The sequence below is a fragment of the Paraburkholderia kururiensis genome (assembly GCF_034424375.1).
Lineage (GTDB): Bacteria > Pseudomonadota > Gammaproteobacteria > Burkholderiales > Burkholderiaceae > Paraburkholderia > Paraburkholderia kururiensis_A.
Genome location: NZ_CP139965.1, coordinates 6,240,736 through 6,256,254, shown reverse-complemented (window position 1 = coordinate 6,256,254; position 15,519 = coordinate 6,240,736). Strand labels below are relative to the sequence as shown.

General features: G+C 67.4%; 11 protein-coding genes. 2 read left to right on the top strand and 9 right to left on the bottom strand.

The window, feature by feature from the left end:
* Positions 1 to 71: 71 nt before the first annotated feature.
* Entirely contained in the window at positions 72 to 3,506 is a 3,435-nt protein-coding gene (locus U0042_RS27980) for an alpha/beta fold hydrolase (RefSeq protein ID WP_114812790.1), read from the bottom strand.
* Positions 3,507 to 3,770: 264 nt separating this feature from the next.
* Positions 3,771 to 4,661: a hypothetical protein gene (locus U0042_RS27975; protein ID WP_114812686.1), complete on the bottom strand. Its 891-nt coding sequence runs from the start codon at positions 4,659 to 4,661 to the stop codon at positions 3,771 to 3,773.
* A 343-nt stretch (positions 4,662 to 5,004) separates the two neighbouring features.
* Between U0042_RS27975 and U0042_RS27970 the strand changes: the two genes are divergently transcribed.
* On the top strand, positions 5,005 to 6,909 hold the full coding sequence (locus U0042_RS27970; RefSeq protein WP_114812684.1) for a hybrid sensor histidine kinase/response regulator: 1,905 nt from the start codon (positions 5,005 to 5,007) through the stop codon (positions 6,907 to 6,909).
* Here U0042_RS27970 and U0042_RS27965 read toward each other — a convergent pair.
* The 4 genes from U0042_RS27965 to U0042_RS27950 all read right to left on the bottom strand — a co-directional run bounded on the left by U0042_RS27965 (position 6,875) and on the right by U0042_RS27950 (position 10,862).
* Entirely contained in the window at positions 6,875 to 7,618 is a 744-nt protein-coding gene (locus tag U0042_RS27965; RefSeq protein WP_114812682.1) for a response regulator transcription factor, read from the bottom strand. The genes U0042_RS27970 and U0042_RS27965 overlap by 35 nt on opposite strands.
* Before the next feature lie 599 nt (positions 7,619 to 8,217).
* Positions 8,218 to 8,433, bottom strand: a complete 216-nt coding sequence (locus tag U0042_RS27960) for a hypothetical protein (protein WP_114812680.1) — start codon at positions 8,431 to 8,433, stop codon at positions 8,218 to 8,220.
* Positions 8,408 to 9,412: a cytochrome d ubiquinol oxidase subunit II gene (gene cydB, locus U0042_RS27955; RefSeq protein WP_114812679.1), complete on the bottom strand. Its 1,005-nt coding sequence runs from the start codon at positions 9,410 to 9,412 to the stop codon at positions 8,408 to 8,410. The genes U0042_RS27960 and cydB overlap by 26 nt, the downstream gene beginning before the upstream one ends.
* Positions 9,413 to 9,452: 40 nt before the next feature.
* Positions 9,453 to 10,862 (bottom strand): cytochrome ubiquinol oxidase subunit I, encoded by a 1,410-nt coding sequence (locus U0042_RS27950; protein ID WP_114812677.1) that lies wholly within the window; start codon positions 10,860 to 10,862, stop codon positions 9,453 to 9,455.
* 476 nt (positions 10,863 to 11,338) lie between these two features.
* Between U0042_RS27950 and U0042_RS27945 the strand changes: the two genes are divergently transcribed.
* Positions 11,339 to 11,905 (top strand): putative glycolipid-binding domain-containing protein, encoded by a 567-nt coding sequence (locus U0042_RS27945; protein WP_114812675.1) that lies wholly within the window; start codon positions 11,339 to 11,341, stop codon positions 11,903 to 11,905.
* A 66-nt stretch (positions 11,906 to 11,971) separates the two neighbouring features.
* Here U0042_RS27945 and U0042_RS27940 read toward each other — a convergent pair whose 3' ends face one another.
* From U0042_RS27940 to U0042_RS27930, 3 genes are all read right to left on the bottom strand, one after another.
* The gene (locus U0042_RS27940) at positions 11,972 to 12,853 is read right to left on the bottom strand and encodes a metal-dependent hydrolase (protein WP_114812788.1); all 882 of its coding nucleotides are present in this window, start codon (positions 12,851 to 12,853) and stop codon (positions 11,972 to 11,974) included.
* A 62-nt stretch (positions 12,854 to 12,915) separates the two neighbouring features.
* Positions 12,916 to 13,818 carry an SDR family NAD(P)-dependent oxidoreductase gene (locus tag U0042_RS27935; RefSeq protein WP_114812673.1) on the bottom strand — a complete coding sequence of 301 codons (903 nt, stop codon included), beginning with the start codon at positions 13,816 to 13,818 and terminating at the stop codon, positions 12,916 to 12,918.
* A 78-nt stretch (positions 13,819 to 13,896) separates the two neighbouring features.
* Positions 13,897 to 15,489, bottom strand: coding sequence for a flavin-containing monooxygenase (locus tag U0042_RS27930; RefSeq protein WP_114812671.1), 1,593 nt, complete (start codon positions 15,487 to 15,489; stop codon positions 13,897 to 13,899).
* Positions 15,490 to 15,519 lie beyond the last annotated feature (30 nt).

Sequence of the window (15,519 nt, the reverse complement as noted above, 5' to 3'; positions counted from 1 at the left end):
CCGCAGTGTAGCGCGCTGCCGCCTGCACGACGATGACAACATGGCTCGTACCGCGCTTCGTCAATGCACGCTCAGTGCGCGTCGAGATGCCCGCGGATCAGCGGGTACACGTCCGTGGCCGCGTGCTTGCCGAAGATGCAGTCGATATGCCCGTAGCCAGGAATGACATGCCGCTCGTACTGCGCGGGCCCGAAGCGGTCCACGAGCATGCCGAAGGTGGTTTCGGTGCTAGCCGGCACGTAGCAGCGATTCTCCGCGCCGTGCAGGAACGTGAGCGGCAGTTGCAGACGTTCGAGATGGGGCAGGTAGACGTCCTCGCCGTCCGCATCCACGAGATGGCCCGCGCGCACCATCGCGGCGAGCTGGTTGAAGAGCGTGACGTCGTGAATGCCGAACAGCTCGTCGAGGTGCGTGTGCAGCGGCTCGTCGAGCTGCATGTGTTCGTAGAGCAGGCCGTAGAGAAACGTCGCGCGATGACAGACGGCGTTGTTGCAGCCTTCCTCGTGGCCCACGGGGAAAAGGCGCAGCGCTTCGTCGAGCAGGTTGCCCGGCCACGACCCTTCGCGCGTGTAGGCGCTCAGGTCTTCCACGCCGAGGTGCTGGAGGATCTGCGGCGTGTGCAGGCCCGCCTTGATCTTTTGCAGCAGCCCCGGCACGGGATGCGCCGACACCTGCGAGAGCACGGCCGAGCGCACGCCTTCGAGCCCCGCGAGCATCGACATGGTGAACGCCAGCGCGCCGAGGCAATGCGCCACCACCTGGATGGACGCCGCGCCCGTCAGTTCGCGCACCTTCGCGACGGCGGCGGGAATGTCTTCGCGGGCGATGGCGTCGGCGGTGGTGGGGTCGCCCGCGCCGGGCAGCTCGATGCTCACGCGCAGATCGACGAGCCACACGTCGTAGCCGGCCGCGCACAGATACTCGACGAGGTTGGTGGCGATGAGATCCGTCGAGAAAATGCGGCTTGATACGCCCGAGCCGTGGATGAGCAGCACCGGTCCCTTCGGTTCCTTCGCGCTTCCTTGATAGCGCGTGAGGCGCAGCGTCTTGCCGTCCGCGGTGGGGAAGAACGTGACCTGCGGCGCGGGCGCGCGCAGCGCGCGACGCATGCGCGGCGTTTGCGGGGCGCCGCCGCCCGCGAGGCTGCTTGCGTACTGCAACGGCGCCGCCACGCCACCGTATTCGGTGAACAGCACGCCCGCGAAAAAGCGGCCGAAGCGCAGCGTCCAGGCGAGCCGCGTCTCGAGATCGGGCGCGTTCGTCACTTCGATGGTGCGCATCTGCTTGAGGAAGTTTTCGGGCGTGATGACGAGCGTGGCCTTTCCGATGACCTCGGCCGCCGGTTCCGCGGACGCGGCCGGCCAGTCGCGCACTTCCACGTAGAGCGTGTTGGTCTGTGGCCACAGTTCCAGCAGCGACGAATGCGTGACGATCTTTTGCCCGAAGAACGCGTAGCGCTTGCCTTCCGCGGACTCCAGCGTCATGTGGTAGTTCATGTTGCGCCGGTCCACGTTGTCTTCGTCGGTGACGAAGAGATTGAAGCGGCCGTCCGCGATGGTGAGCGGCGCCGCGGAAAGCGCAGGGCACGTGAGCGTGCCGGCCATGCGCGCTTCGTGCTGCGGGCTCGCGAGCATCGCCTCCAGATCGTCGGACATCACCGTGAGCGTGAAGCTCATGGGCGACGGGGCGCTGCCGTCGGCGGGCGTGTAGGTGCCCACCATGGTTTCCGTGAAGCGCAGGCCGATGCGCGGCGCGGGCGGCGGCGCGGCGTCGCCCGCCGCGGCGTAGTCGATGCTCCAGCCGTGCGCAGCCGCGAGCTTCGCGCAGTTGCGCTCGGCGAGCGCGGAAATGGTGAGAAGCGGATTCACGCCGAGCGACATCGGCAGGGTCGCGCCGTCCATCACGTAGAGGCCCGCATGCACCGCATCGCCGCTCGCGTCGCTGAACACGCGGCCCGCGTCGTCCACCACGCCGTGCGCGGCGTCGTCGGCCATGGCGCAGCCGCCGAGCGGATGCACGGTGACCGTGCGGTCGTTGAAGATGCCCGTCGAGATGGGGTTGCGCACGTAGTCGCCGCCCAGTGCCGCCGTGGCCGCTTCGAGCGTTTTTTCGATGGCTGCGTAGACGGGCTGCTTGCCCGCGTTGGGCCAGGCCACGCGCGCGCGGCCGTCTTCCACGCGGATTTCGCCGCTCTCGTCGTCGTGGGCCATCACGAGGTAGGTCTGCGTGTTGCGCATGGCGCCGTGGTACGGCCCGCGCAGCACGCTTTGCGCGATACGGGCGGCGGCGCGTAGTTCGGGATCGGCTGCGTTGGCCGCATCAGCGGCATCGGCCGTATCGGTCACCGGCACGCCTTCCGCGGCGGACGCGATGCCGAGCACGCCCATCATCGCCTCGCCGATGGGCGCTGCGAGCGACCCTTCCTCGATCACGTAGCCGTCGCGCACGTCAGGCGTGTTGCGCTGATCGATGATGCCCGCGATGGTCGGCCCCACGGGCGGCACCACGCCGGGCGCCTGCGCGCCCCAGCCCACGCCGTTGATTTCGTGGTCCGTATTGAAGGCGAAGGCGAGCACGTCGCCATTGCCCGTGAAGTGTTGGCCGACCCGCGGCGAGAGCGGCAGGCCGGCGGCCTGCGAACGCAGCAGGATCGCGGTCGACCCCAGCGTGCCGGCGGCGAGGATCACGACGTCGGCGGTCAGGAACAGATCGGGCGCACCGTAGCTTTCGCGGCCCAGGTCCACGAGCTGATAGCGCACTTGCCACGGTTGGCTCTCGTCGTCGCGTGTCACCGAATGCACGCAGACACCCGTGAAGATCTGCGCGCCGTGCGCGACGGCGTCGGGCAGGTAGTTCATGTGCGTCGAGTTCTTCGCGCCGTGGTTGCAGCCCGCGTTGCAGTCGCCGCAGCCGATGCAGCGCGTCTGCTCCACGCCGGCCGCGTTCTTGCCCGTGGTGAAGGTGACGGTAACGGGCGGCCTGTAGAACGACTGTTCCATGCCGAGCACGGCGGCCGACTGCTGCAGCGCGTCGAGCTTGGGCAGGCGGGCAAAGTCGGCGGGCACGGGCGAAGGTTGCAGCATGGCCGTGGCGCGCTCGTAGCCTGCGGCCACGCCGAGGCGGTCTTCGCGCAGCGCGGCGGGCCAGCGCGGGTCGTCCCAGAGCCGCGGTTCGGGATGCAGCGCGACATTCGCGTTGATGAGCGAGGTGCCGCCCAGCCCGCATCCCACCACCACGTTGACCTCGGGATTCACGTGCACCTCGATGAGCGCGAGCGGCGAGCCGATCTGCCCAGCCGCCGTGTTGTACTGCACCTGCGTGAGCCCTTCGAGCGGCGTAGCCGGGAACTCGCCCGGCATGAATTCGCGGCCTCGCTCCAGCACACAGACGCTGCGCCTCGCGCGCGCCATGCGGCTCGCGGCGATAGCGCCGCCGTAGCCCGATCCGATCACGACGACTTCATAGTGCGGCTCGAGCGCGTCGATTGCGCTCGACAGGCGATTCATGGCCATGCGGTCACCTCGTGTTGTCGAGCGGGCGGCCACGGACTCGTGCCCTGGCGCGCCCGAACGTGTTGTGCGTTGCGGGACTGGCGGAAATGCGGCAATCAAGGCGGACGGCGGGACGGGCGGGGTGCGTATTGCACGTATTGCGCGTATCCATCGTAGACGCTGTGCGCGGAAAGAAAAGCCGGGCGGTGGTGCGGGCAGGTCTTTCGCCGCACTGTCTTTCGTGCGCGCTTCGCTCGCCATCGGTACGGCGACAGCGGGTCACGCAGCCGCTTCGTGGAATTCGGGCTCGGCGCTTTCTTCGCGGCTCGCGGGTTCATCGTGTTCATCACACGAATGCCGCGATTCGTGCGAACCCCGCGGCTCCCGCGATTCCGCGGCGAGCAGGTTGAGTACGACGAGAATGGCCGCGCGGTTTTCCGGCTCGATCTCGATGTGAAGCTCGCGCGTGAGCCACTGGCCGATTTTCGTCGTGGAAAAATCGGCGGCGTTGCCCGTCTTCTTCGTGGTGACGCCGAGTTTCACGGCGCGGTAGTGATACGAGGGCACGCCGTGCGTGGCCGCGACGGCGGCCAGGCCGCCCTTGTATTCCGAGCACCACCCGAGACTGCCGGCCAGCACGACGCGCTCCGGTTCGTCGAGGCTCGCGATGAACGTGCGGGCCGCGGCGCGCACGCTGCATTCGTCGAGCCCGTAATCGAGCAGCACGCTGTGCACGGGATCGTCGACGCTGTGGGCGCGGCGTTCCACGTCGAGCAGGATGCCGTCTTCCTCCATCGAGACGTTGCGCTGGTGGCTCGCGCTGCGCAGGCAGTCGATCAGGTAGCGGCGAAAGTAGGCGCACAGCGCGTAGCCGTTGGAAGGAGCGCTGCCGGCGCAGGCTTCGGTGTCTTCGCGGCCGGGCGCCAGACGCAGCACGCGGGCGTAGATGAACTGGGAAACCAGTTCTTCCTTGTCTTCGCCCAGTGCGTAGAGTTCGTGCGGATGGTAGCTGCGCAGCGTGCGGCGCACGAGGTCGTACATCGAGACCATTTCCGCGTCGGAAAGCGCGGTGCGGCGGCGCCAGAGGTCGGGCAGGACGGTGTCGTCGGGAAGGCGCGGCGCGGGGGTGGGCGTCTGCCGGCTGCTTGCCGCGGGGGTCGAGGCGTTCATGGCGGTCTCCATCGGGAAATGGCGGGCGCGCCTGGAACGTGTGGGGAAGCCGGCGCGAAGGCCCGTGTCGAGGGCGTCCGCGGGGCAAAGCAGGGCGCGCGGAAAGTTGCACGCAGTATGGTTTTTGGACCCCCGTTCGCCTATATGGATTAAGTGATAGCTGGTGGGTAAACTGCCCGGGTAAACCAGGCGGCGCCGGTCGATGCCGACGGCGCGCTGGAACGCAGATCGAGTGCGAAGAACCTCTGGACGCAGGCGCAAGGGAGCGCACTCGAGCGCCCTGGGCCCGCAGCCCCGCAAAGCCAAAGCCGCCGGACGCTCTCTCCGGCAAGGAGACCACGCGATGCGGGCCAACCCCGTGCAGCAGGCCGTCGACGAAGATCAGGTCCGTGTGCTCTATGCGCAGGACCCCATCGCTTTTTTCACCCACTGGTTTTCGCTCGGCACGCTCGTCGCGATCTACTGGTCGGAGCGGCCGCACGGGTCGGTGCCGTCCTCGCGTCTCTTCATGGCATGGATGGTGTTCTACAGCGCCGCGAACGTGGCTGGGCTCGCGCTGTGGCTATGGCACCGGTACGCGGCCGGCGCGTTGAGCGCGCGCGGCTGGATCGTGCTGCACGCCCTGCGCGGCGTGTTGCTTTACAGCGCGCCGGGGCTTTCCATCTGGTTCGCGTTTCATAGTACTCAGGCTGATCTGCCGGTGCTGCACACCGTCATGCTGGTTACGCTGGCCGCTGGCGTGTTCATGTCGAACGGTTTCGACTTCCTCAACTTCTCCACGTCGATTCCGTTCCTGCTGCTGCCTTCCATCGCGCTCCACTTCAGCGCGCACACGTTCGACCGCACCATTCTCGCCATCGTGCTGGCGTTCTTCTTCTGCGCGATCAATGTCTACGCGACGAGCTATCGACGGCTGTTTCGCCGCGTGGTGGAAGCGCGCGTCGATCAGCAGCGGCTCGCCGAATCGCTCGCGCAGCAAAAGCTGCTGGTGGAAGAGGCGAGCCTTGCCAAGACGCGTTTCTTCGCGGCCGCAAGCCACGATTTGCGGCAGCCGCTGCATGCCATCGGCCTGCTCGCGGCATCGCTCAACGATTCAGGCGACGCCACGGGAACGGGCACCGGCACGGCCGATAGGGTCAGCGACGCTCCCCACGCGCACGCCAATCCCGACGCCGCGGCGCAGCGCGAGCGCACCGCGCGCCACATCGTCCATAACGTCGAGGCGCTGAACCAGCTGTTCAACCAGGTGCTCGACCTCGCGCGCCTCGAAAGCGGCGTGACGCAGGTGATCCGGCTGCACTTCCGGCTCGCGGAACTGTTCGAGCGCGTGGGCAATCAGTACTGGCCGCAGGCGGCGGCGAAGGGGCTCGCCCTGCGCATCGCGCCGACGCAAGCCGTGCTCTACGACGACCCCGTGCTGCTGGAACGCGTGCTCGGCAATCTGCTGTCGAACGCGATCCGCTACACGGAGGAGGGCGCCATCTGGATGGGCTTTCGCCGCGCGGGACGGCCGGACGGCGGCTATATCGAGGTGCGCGATTCGGGCATCGGCATCGCGGCCGAAGAGCAGCAGCGCATCTTCGACGAGTTCTACCAGGTGGCGAACCCGGCGCGCGACGCGCGCCAGGGGCATGGACTCGGGCTGCCCACGGTGAAGCGGTTGATCGACCTGCTGGGAAGCGAACTGCAACTGCGTTCGGCGCCGCAGCGGGGTTCGGTATTCCGCTTCGCGGTGCGCGAAGGCGACGCGAGCCGCATCGTGACGAGCCTCGACGACACGGTGACGGCGGGCGCCGCGCCCGAGGGCCGGCGCGTGCTGTGCATCGACGACGAGCCCGCCATTCTGGCCGGGCTGGAAAGTCTGCTCAAGCGTTGGGGCTGCGAGGTGCGCGGCGTGCGCAACGAACATGAGGCAGCGCGGCAGATCGAAGCCGGCTTCGCGCCCGACGCCGTGCTCTGCGACTACCAGTTGGCCGACCACCGCACCGGCGCGCAGGCGCTCGCGGCGGTGCGCGAGGCGCTGCATCGCGCGGGCGTGGTGGACCCGGTCACGCTGCTGATTACGGGCGACATGGCGTCGTCGGAACTGCATGCGCTCGCGGCGCAAGGCATTCCCGTACTGCACAAGCCGGTCACGCCGGCGCGGCTGCGCCGCACGTTGCAGACGCTATGGCAGGAGCGACAAGAGCGGCAGGCGCGCGAGACGCCGACGCTCACAGCGTCTTGCCTGCCTCCAGCCATCCATTGATCACGGCGATGGCCGTGGCGCGGTTGTGCACGCCGAGCGCGCGAAAGATCACGGAGAGGTGGACCTTCACGGTGCCTTCGGCCACGCCCAGCTCGCGCGCGATCATCTTGTTGGTCCAGCCGCGATGGACGAGCCGCATGATGTCCTGCTGCCGGGGCGACAGGTTTTCCAGCAGATGACGCTGATGAGGTTGCAGGGGCGAGGTCTGGGCGGGCGCGTCCGCGGTGGGCGCGGCGGTGCCGGCGAGACGCGTTGTGCCGGCCTCTTCCGGGAACGGTGCTGCTTCGCGTTGAGCGCCGTCGCGCGCACCGAGCAGGCTGAGCGCTTCCATCGGCACATAGGCGCCGCCCGAGAGCACGAGTTCGATCGCCTTCAGCATCACGCTGGCTGGCTGCCGCTTCGGCACGAAGCCGAGCGCGCCCGCGGCGAGCACGGCGCGCATTTCGTCGGGCGACTCTTCCGCCGAGAGCACCACCACCGGCAGCGCCGGGTTGCCCGCGAGCAGCGACGCCAGCGACGCCGCGCCGCTCATGCCCGGCATGTGCAGGTCCACGATGGCCAGATCGTGGTCGGCATCGGGCCGCGCGGCGGCCACGAGCGTCTCCCAGCTGTCGGCCTCGTCGAATTGCGCGTCGGCGTCGAGCCCGCGCAGCAGGCCCTTCACGCCCTGGCGGATGAGTTCATGGTCGTCGGCCACAAGAAACTTCATGGTGTCTCCGCGTGCCGGCCCTGCCGGTTGATTGCGCCGCCGCCGGTGCCGGTACGTTGTGCCCGCCGCGCCGCTTCGTTTGCATCGCGCTTGTCCATCGTTCTCGACATCCGCTCCCCGTACTCGCTGCGTTCGTTGCTGCGGGCCGGCCCATCGTCGGCCGGCAGGCGCGCCGCTCCCCGTGCGGCGGCGTCTGCCGGCTCCCCGTCGATGGCGGCGGCCGATGCTGCAATGCGCTCTCGCGCCGTGCGTGGCCCGCGTTGCCTTGACGGGCTTCGTCTCGCGCGCCTTCTGCGCGATGCGTGATTGTTCGCACGGCTCGCGAACGATTGCAACGGTTTCGACGAACGAAAGATCGGTCCCCCCGCGCGCCGTGGTCCCTGCACCGGCGCTGCATGGTCTCGCTGCGATGCAATGCGACGCGATGCGATGCGATGCGGTTCGTGGCGTGACCACGCGCCTTCGCGCACCGTAGCGAGGCCCCGGCGGCGCTTACGCCGGGGCCTGTTTCGAAGACGGAAAGCGGCAGGATTTTTTGAAGCGGCAGGCAGGAGACCAGGCAGGCGACTTCGAGAGAACGGCCTGCGGGCGCGGTGCGCTCACTTCACGGCGAAGAGCGTGAGGTTCATCAGCACCTTGAAGGCGAACCCGAGCCCCATGGCGGCGCCCACGCCGCCGCACCACAGCGCGACGAACCAGAGCCAGCCGGGCAGGCCGCGGGGCGAGGCGGCGCGGGCTGCCGCATCGGCGTCGCCCGCCTGACGATGCGCCGCCGCCTGCGCTGCGCGCTCAGTGATAGTGATGTGGGTCGCCATGGCGCACCTTGCCGCGAAACACCCAGTAGCCCATCGTCGTGTAGGCGATGATGATCGGCAGAATGATCACCGTGCCCGCCAGCGTGAAGGTCTGGCTCGAGCGCGGCGCCGCCGCCTGCCACACCGTGAGGCTCTGCGGAATGGCGTACGGCCAGAGGCTCACGAGCAGCCCTACGTAGCCGAGCAGGACGAGACCGAGCGCGAGCACGAACGGCGTGACGTGCTCGCGGCGCTTCACGGCGCGGCGCATGAAGAACGCGCACGCGGCCACGAGGAACGGCACGGGCAGCAGCCGCCAGAAGAGGCCCGAGTCGAACCAGCGGGCGGCGATGTTCGGATCCTGGAGCGGCGTGCAGAGGCTCACGAGCGCAATGAACGCGAGCAGCGCCACCGTGAGCGGCCACACCACGCGATGCAGGCGCCGTTGCAGGTCGCCTTCGGTCTTCGCGACGAGCCAGCAGCAGCCGAGCAGCGCGTAAGTCACGACGAGGCCGAGCCCCGTGAGCAGGCTGAACGGCGAGAGCCAGCCGAACGGGTCGCCCGCAAAGCGGCCGTCGTCCATCGGAATGCCCTGCAGGAACGCGCCCAGCGCGATGCCCTGGAAGAACGCCGCGCCCGCCGACCCGCCGATGAACGCGAGGTCCCAGAGATGCTTCGTGCGGTTGGCCTTCGCGCGAATCTCGAACGACACGCCGCGGAAGATCAGGCACGCCAGCATGAAGACGAGCGGCAGATAGAGCGCGGAGAGCACGGTCGAATAGACCACCGGGAACACTGCGAAGAGTCCCGCGCCGCCCAGCACGAGCCAGGTCTCGTTGCCGTCCCAGACGGGCGCGACCGTGTTCATCATGAGGTCGCGTTCGCCTTCGTCGGGGAAGAACGGAAAGATGATGCCGATGCCGAGATCGAAGCCGTCCAGCACCACGTACATGAAAAGGCCGAGCGCGATGATGGCGGCCCAGATAGTCGTGACGTCCATTGTGTCCTCGTGGGGTGATTCGAGCGTTGTCGTTGTGGGCTCAGGCGTCGATGAGTCCGTCTGCGGCCGAAAGCGGGCGGCGTGCCGTGTGGGACGGCTCGTGGTCCGGTACGCCGTCGGGCGTGGTGCCGGGCAACGCGGGGCCCGAGCGCATCAGCTTGAGCAGGTAATAGATGCCCGTGCCGAACACGAGGAAGTAGACGACCACGAACGCCATCAGCGAAACGCTCACCTGCTGCGCCGTGAGCGGCGACACCGCCTGCGACGTGCGCATCACGCCGTACACCACCCATGGCTGGCGGCCGGCTTCGGTCGTGACCCAGCCGGCCAGCAGCGTGACGAAGCCGCTCGGTCCCATCGCGACGCAGAGCTTGTGGAACCAGCGCGCCTCATGCAGCCGGCCGCGCCGTTGCAGCACCCACGCCGCCACGGCGAGCGCGATCATCGCGAGGCCGAGGCCCACCATCACGCGGAAGCTCCAGAACACCACGGTCGAATCGGGGCGGTCTTGCGGCGGAAAACTCTTGAGGCCGCGAATTTCGCCGTCCCAGCTGTGCGTGAGGATCAGGCTGCCCAGATGCGGAATCGACACGGCGTAGCGCGTGGTTTCGGCCTTCATGTCGGGAAGGCCGAACAGGTTGAGCGCGGTGCCGCCTTGTTCGGTGTCCCAAAGACCTTCGATGGCTGCGATCTTGGCCGGCTGGTATTCGCGCGTGTTGAGGCCGTGCTGGTCGCCCACCACGGCTTGCAGCGGGGCGAGCACGAGCAGCAGGCCGAGCGCCATCGAGAACATCTTCGTCACCGCCTTGTCGCGGCGACCCTTGAGCAGATGCCATGCGCCCGTTGCGGCCACCACGAGCGCCGCGACGATGAACGCGGCAATCGCCATGTGCGCGAGCCGGTACGGGAACGACGGATTGAAGATGATCTTGAACCAGTCGGTGGGCACGACGTGGCCGTCGACGATCTCGAAGCCCTGCGGTGTCTGCATCCAGCTGTTGGAGGCGAGAATCCAGAACGTGGAGATCAGCGTGCCGATGGCGACCATCAGCGTCGCGCCGTAGTGGGCGCGCGGGCTCACGCGGTTCCAGCCGAACAGCATGATGCCGAGGAAGCCCGCTTCCAGAAAGAACGCGGTCATGACCTCGTACATGAGGAGCGGCCCCGTGACGGGACCGGCGAACGACGAAAAGCCGGACCAGTTTGTGCCGAACTGATAGCTCATGACGACGCCGGAGACCACGCCCATGCCGAAGGCGACTGCAAAGATCTTCGACCAGAAGAGGCAAAGGTCCTTGTAGTACGCCTTGCCGGTTTTGAGCCACATGCCTTCGAGCACGGCGATGAAGCTCGCGAGCCCGATGCTGAGCGCGGGAAAGACGATGTGAAACGAGACCGTAAAGGCGAACTGGATGCGGGCCAGATCGAAAGCCGAGAGTGCGGTGTTCATATGCCGATACCGGATTGACTTGGTGCGCCGGCTCATGCCGGTGCGCTGGTTACAGCTCTGTGGGTGCGTCGTGTCTGCACATCGTGGTCGGAGACCCCTTGGCAGACGGCGTAAGCGTAGGCGAATGCGTGCGGCTTTGCTGCGACGCGGGGTGTGCCAACACGTCGCAGGCGTCAATGACACGGGTTCTGAAAATACGGCTAAATCGTTGAGGTGCATCAACTTTTTATTTCGCGCCGCAGAAGGGTGTGACCGCCTGCATGCGGCGAAAGTGCGTCAATACACCGCGCCGCACCATACGGCGGCGACTGGAGCGGGTACGTGAAGTGCGAGGGCGGCCGCGTCGAACGGCGCCTGCGGAACACGGGCGCACCGGATGCGGCAACGGCGTTACGATGGAGCGCGGCGGCTCACGGGCGACGAGGTTGTGCGCGCGGCATCAAGAACGGCAGAGACAGCAAAAACAGGAGAGGAACATGCGCGAAGTGCGATGGACATCGGAAGAAGGCGAGGGCATCGAGCATCTGACGTTCGACGCGCGAGACGACGGCTTCTACGTAGAGAGCGTGGTGGTGGGGCAGCGCTACAGCAAACCGTACGGGCTCTTCTACCAGGTGCGCTGTGACCTGCAGTGGCGCACCCTGCGCGCGTACCTCAAGATCGCGGGCGGCGGCGAACTGGAACTGCTCGGCGACGGCGCCGGCAACTGGCACGACGGACACGGCCAGTGGCTGGGCGGTATCGAAGGCTGCATCGATATCGACATCGCCGCCACGCCGTTCACGAACACGCTGCCCATTCGCCGCCTGCAACTCGCGCAGGGCGAGCGCCAGCCCATTTCGGTGGCCTACATTGCCACGCCCGATCTGCAGGTGACGCGCGCCGAGCAGGCTTACTCGTGTGTCGAACTGAACCGCGAGTATCGCTACGAAGGCATCTTTCGCGACTTCACCGCGAACCTCGGCGTGGACGAGGACGGACTCGTGATCGACTACCCCACGCTTTTCCGGCGGCTTGCGCCGTTGCCTTTGCCGCCGCGTTGACGCGGGCGGCACGGCGAGCGTTGCAGTTGCATTGAGAACGGCAGCCGCGCAAGACCGCCGTCACGCTCAGGCCGCCTGCACGCGCCGGCGCGTCGCCTTGCGCACCGCGTCGGGGTGGGTTGCATTGGCGGCGTCTACCGCCGCGACGAGCGAATCGATGCGGGCCAGATGCTCGCGATTGTCGTGGTCCCACGGGTGAAAGCCCGGCCGGAAGAAGCTGAGCCATTCGCCCGCGATGCCCGGAAACACGCCGTGGCGCGGGCCGTACAGGAACTTCACGATCTGCCACAGGCCGCGCAGATGCCCGCCGCGTTTGCGGTCCGCGATCAGCAGGCGCACGTGGTAGTCGAACACGATCAGCCAGAACAGCACCGTGGTCGCGAGCATGGTGCCCGTGCGCAGCAGGTAGCGGCCCACGCCGGGCTTCATCACCGTATTCCACACGTCGAACGAAACGGCTTTGTGTTCCGTTTCTTCGAGCGCGTGCCACGTCCACATGCGCGTGTAGCCGGGCTCGGAGCCCTCGATGCGCGTGGCGTCGGACAACAGCAGGTTCGCGAGCATCGCTGTGTAGTGCTCGAGCGCCACCGTGATGGCAAGCTGGAACGACTGCGGCAGCGTCTTGCGGAACAGGTTCAGCATCCACCACAGCCGGCGGTCGAGCTTGTGCGCAGGCAGGCCGGCGGCGTCGAGCAGATCGTTGTATTCGACGTGCTCGCGCGTGTGCATGGCTTCCTGACCGATGAAGCCGAGTACCTGCTGCTTGAGCACGGGGTCGTCGATACGGTCGCGATAGTTGCGCACCGAGTCCATGAAAAAGCGCTCGCCTGCAGGGAACAGCAGCGAGAGCGCATTGAAAAAGTGCGTCACGTACGGCCCCTTCGCGTGCCAGGTGCAGGCGCGCTCGGGCGGCAGGGCGAAACGCAGGTCGCGACGGACGGGCATCATGGCCATCTCTCCCTGGGGTTGCGTCGGTTTCGCGGAGGGGGCCGCGGTGTGTCGCGCGGTGTTCATGCTTCGTTCTCCAAAGCGTGGCCGCGCGCATGGCGCTGCGCGATGCGCCGCATGCGGCGCGTTTGCCAGACCACGAGCGCCTGGTACGCGGCGGGCAGACTGCGCGCGAGCCAGTCGGCGGCGCGCGCGTCGCGGCCGATCAGCACACGCCGCCGGTTGCGGCGCACGCCGTCGAGAATCGTGCGGGCTGCGTCGTCGGCGCTCGTGATGAAGAACTTCTCGAAGTCGTCCTTGCCTTGCTGTTCGTCTTCGATCATGAAGCCGACCATGTTCTTCGCGATGCGGCTTGCCTGCGCGATGTTGGTACGGATGCCGCCCGGGTGCACGCAGGTGGCCGACACGCCGCAACGCATCAGATCGAGTTCCTCGCGCAACGCTTCGGTGAAGCCGCGCACCGCGTACTTCGTCGCGTTGTAGCCGCTCATGCCGGGCTGCGCAAAGAGGCCGAACACGCTTGACGTATTGACGATATGGCCTTCCCCCGCCGCTTTCAGATGCGGGAGAAACGCCTTCGTGCCGTGCACTACGCCCCAGAAGTTGATGCCGACGATCCATTCGAGGTCGGCGTATTCCATGCCTTCGATGGTGCTGGAGAGCGCCACGCCCGCGTTGTTGAACACGAGATTGACGCGACCGTGAGCGGCGACGGTCGCGTCGGCCCAGGCATACATCGCTTCGCGGTCCGCGACGTCGAGCACGCAGGTCGTGACGGTGAGCGGCGCGCCGATCCGGTCCGGCGCCGCGGCGCGCGCGAGTTTCGCCGTCTCGGTGAGCGTGGCGGCATTGCGGTCGGCGAGGGCGAGGTGGCAGCCCTCGCGGGCAAGCGCCAACGCGAGCGAGCGGCCCATGCCCGAGCCCGCGCCGGTGATGGCGGCAACCCGGTCGGTGAAATGCTTCATCGTGGTTCTCCTGTTCTCCCTGTTGTTGCCTTGTGTTGCCTTGTCGTTATGAGGTGTGCTTCGCGAGATTCGAGTCGCTCATCGCGCGGTTGCCACGTCGGGCGTGCTGTTGTCTGCGTGCGTGGTGGTGGCGGCGATGACTTCTGCGGCTGTGGCGGGACGCGCCGCTGGCGGCTGGGTCCACGCGAAGTAGTCGGCCATGTTGAAGGTGGCGGTGGCCTGGCGGAACCGGTAGGCGAAGCCGGGCCACAGCGTGGTGTTCTTGCCCGTGCGCGGATCGAGGTACCAGCTCTTGCAGCCGCCCGTCGACCAGATGGTGCGGCCCAGCTTCTGCTGGATCCGCTCGTTGTAGGCGCGCTCCACGTGCGGGCGCACCTCGATGGCGTCGGCGAACTCGCGCTTCATCGTGCGCAGCGCCTGCACGATGTACTCGACCTGCGACTCGATCATGAACACCATCGAGTTATGGCCGAGCCCCGTGTTCGGCCCGACGATCATGAAGAAGTTCGGATAACCAGGCAGCGTCGTACCGAGATACGCGTGGGCACCGTCGCGCCACGTATCCACGATGTCGACGCCGTTGCGTCCGACGATCGCGCCGCGCGGAAACGGGTCCGCCACCTGGAAGCCCGTGCCGAAGATGAGGCAGTCGGCGGGATGCCGCACGCCGTCGAGCGTGACCACCGCGTCGCGCTCGATGCGCCGGATGCCGCTCGTCACCACTGCCACGTTCTCGCGCGAAAGCGCCGGGTAGTAGTCGTTGGAAATCAGCACGCGCTTGCAGCCGATCGTGTAGTTGGGCGTCAACACCGCACGCAGTTGCGGGTCCGGCACCTGGCGGCGCAGATGGCGCAGCGCGATTTTCTGCACGCTTTTCATGAGCTTCGGATGAATCGCGAAACCGAGCGCACGCGATTCGAGCATGCAGTAGAGCCCCGCGCGCATCAGCTTCTGCGTGAAGGGCAGACGACGGAACAGCCATTGCTCGAACGGACGCACCGCGCGATCGGGCTTCGGCATGATCCACGGCGGCGTGCGTTGGTAGAGGTCGAGATGCGCCACGCGCGGCGCGATCTGCGGCACGAACTGGATGGCGCTGGCACCCGTGCCGATCACGGCCACGCGCTTGCCCGCGAGGTCGTACGCGTGGTCCCACTGCTGCGAGTGAAACGTCTTGCCGGCGAAGTTCTCGAGGCCGGGCAAGTCGGGCAGCGCCGCGCGCGAGAGACCGCCCATGCCCGAGATCAGCACGCGCGCGGACCATTGCTGGCCGTTGACGAAGCGCAGGTGCCAGCGGTGGCTCGCTTCGTCGTAAGTGGCGTTCGCCAGCTCGTGGCCGAAGCGGATATGGCGTGTCACGTCGAAACGCTGTGCGCAGTCTTCGAGGTACGCGCGGATTTCAGGCTGGGGCGCGAACATGCGCGTCCAGCGCGGATTGGGCGCGAACGAGAACGAATAGACGTGCGATTGCACGTCGCAGGCGCAACCCGGATAGTGGTTGTCGCGCCAGGTGCCGCCCACGGAGGCGGCCTTTTCGGCGATGGCGAAGTCGGTGAATCCTGCTTGCCGCAGGCGGATGGCCATGCCGAGCCCGGCAAAGCCCGAGCCGATGATCGCGATGTCGATCTCCGCGGGCGCGGCGCTTTCGGCGGGCAGGGTGCGCGCGTTCATCCGATCCGTCTCCTTTTTATTCAGTGTCAA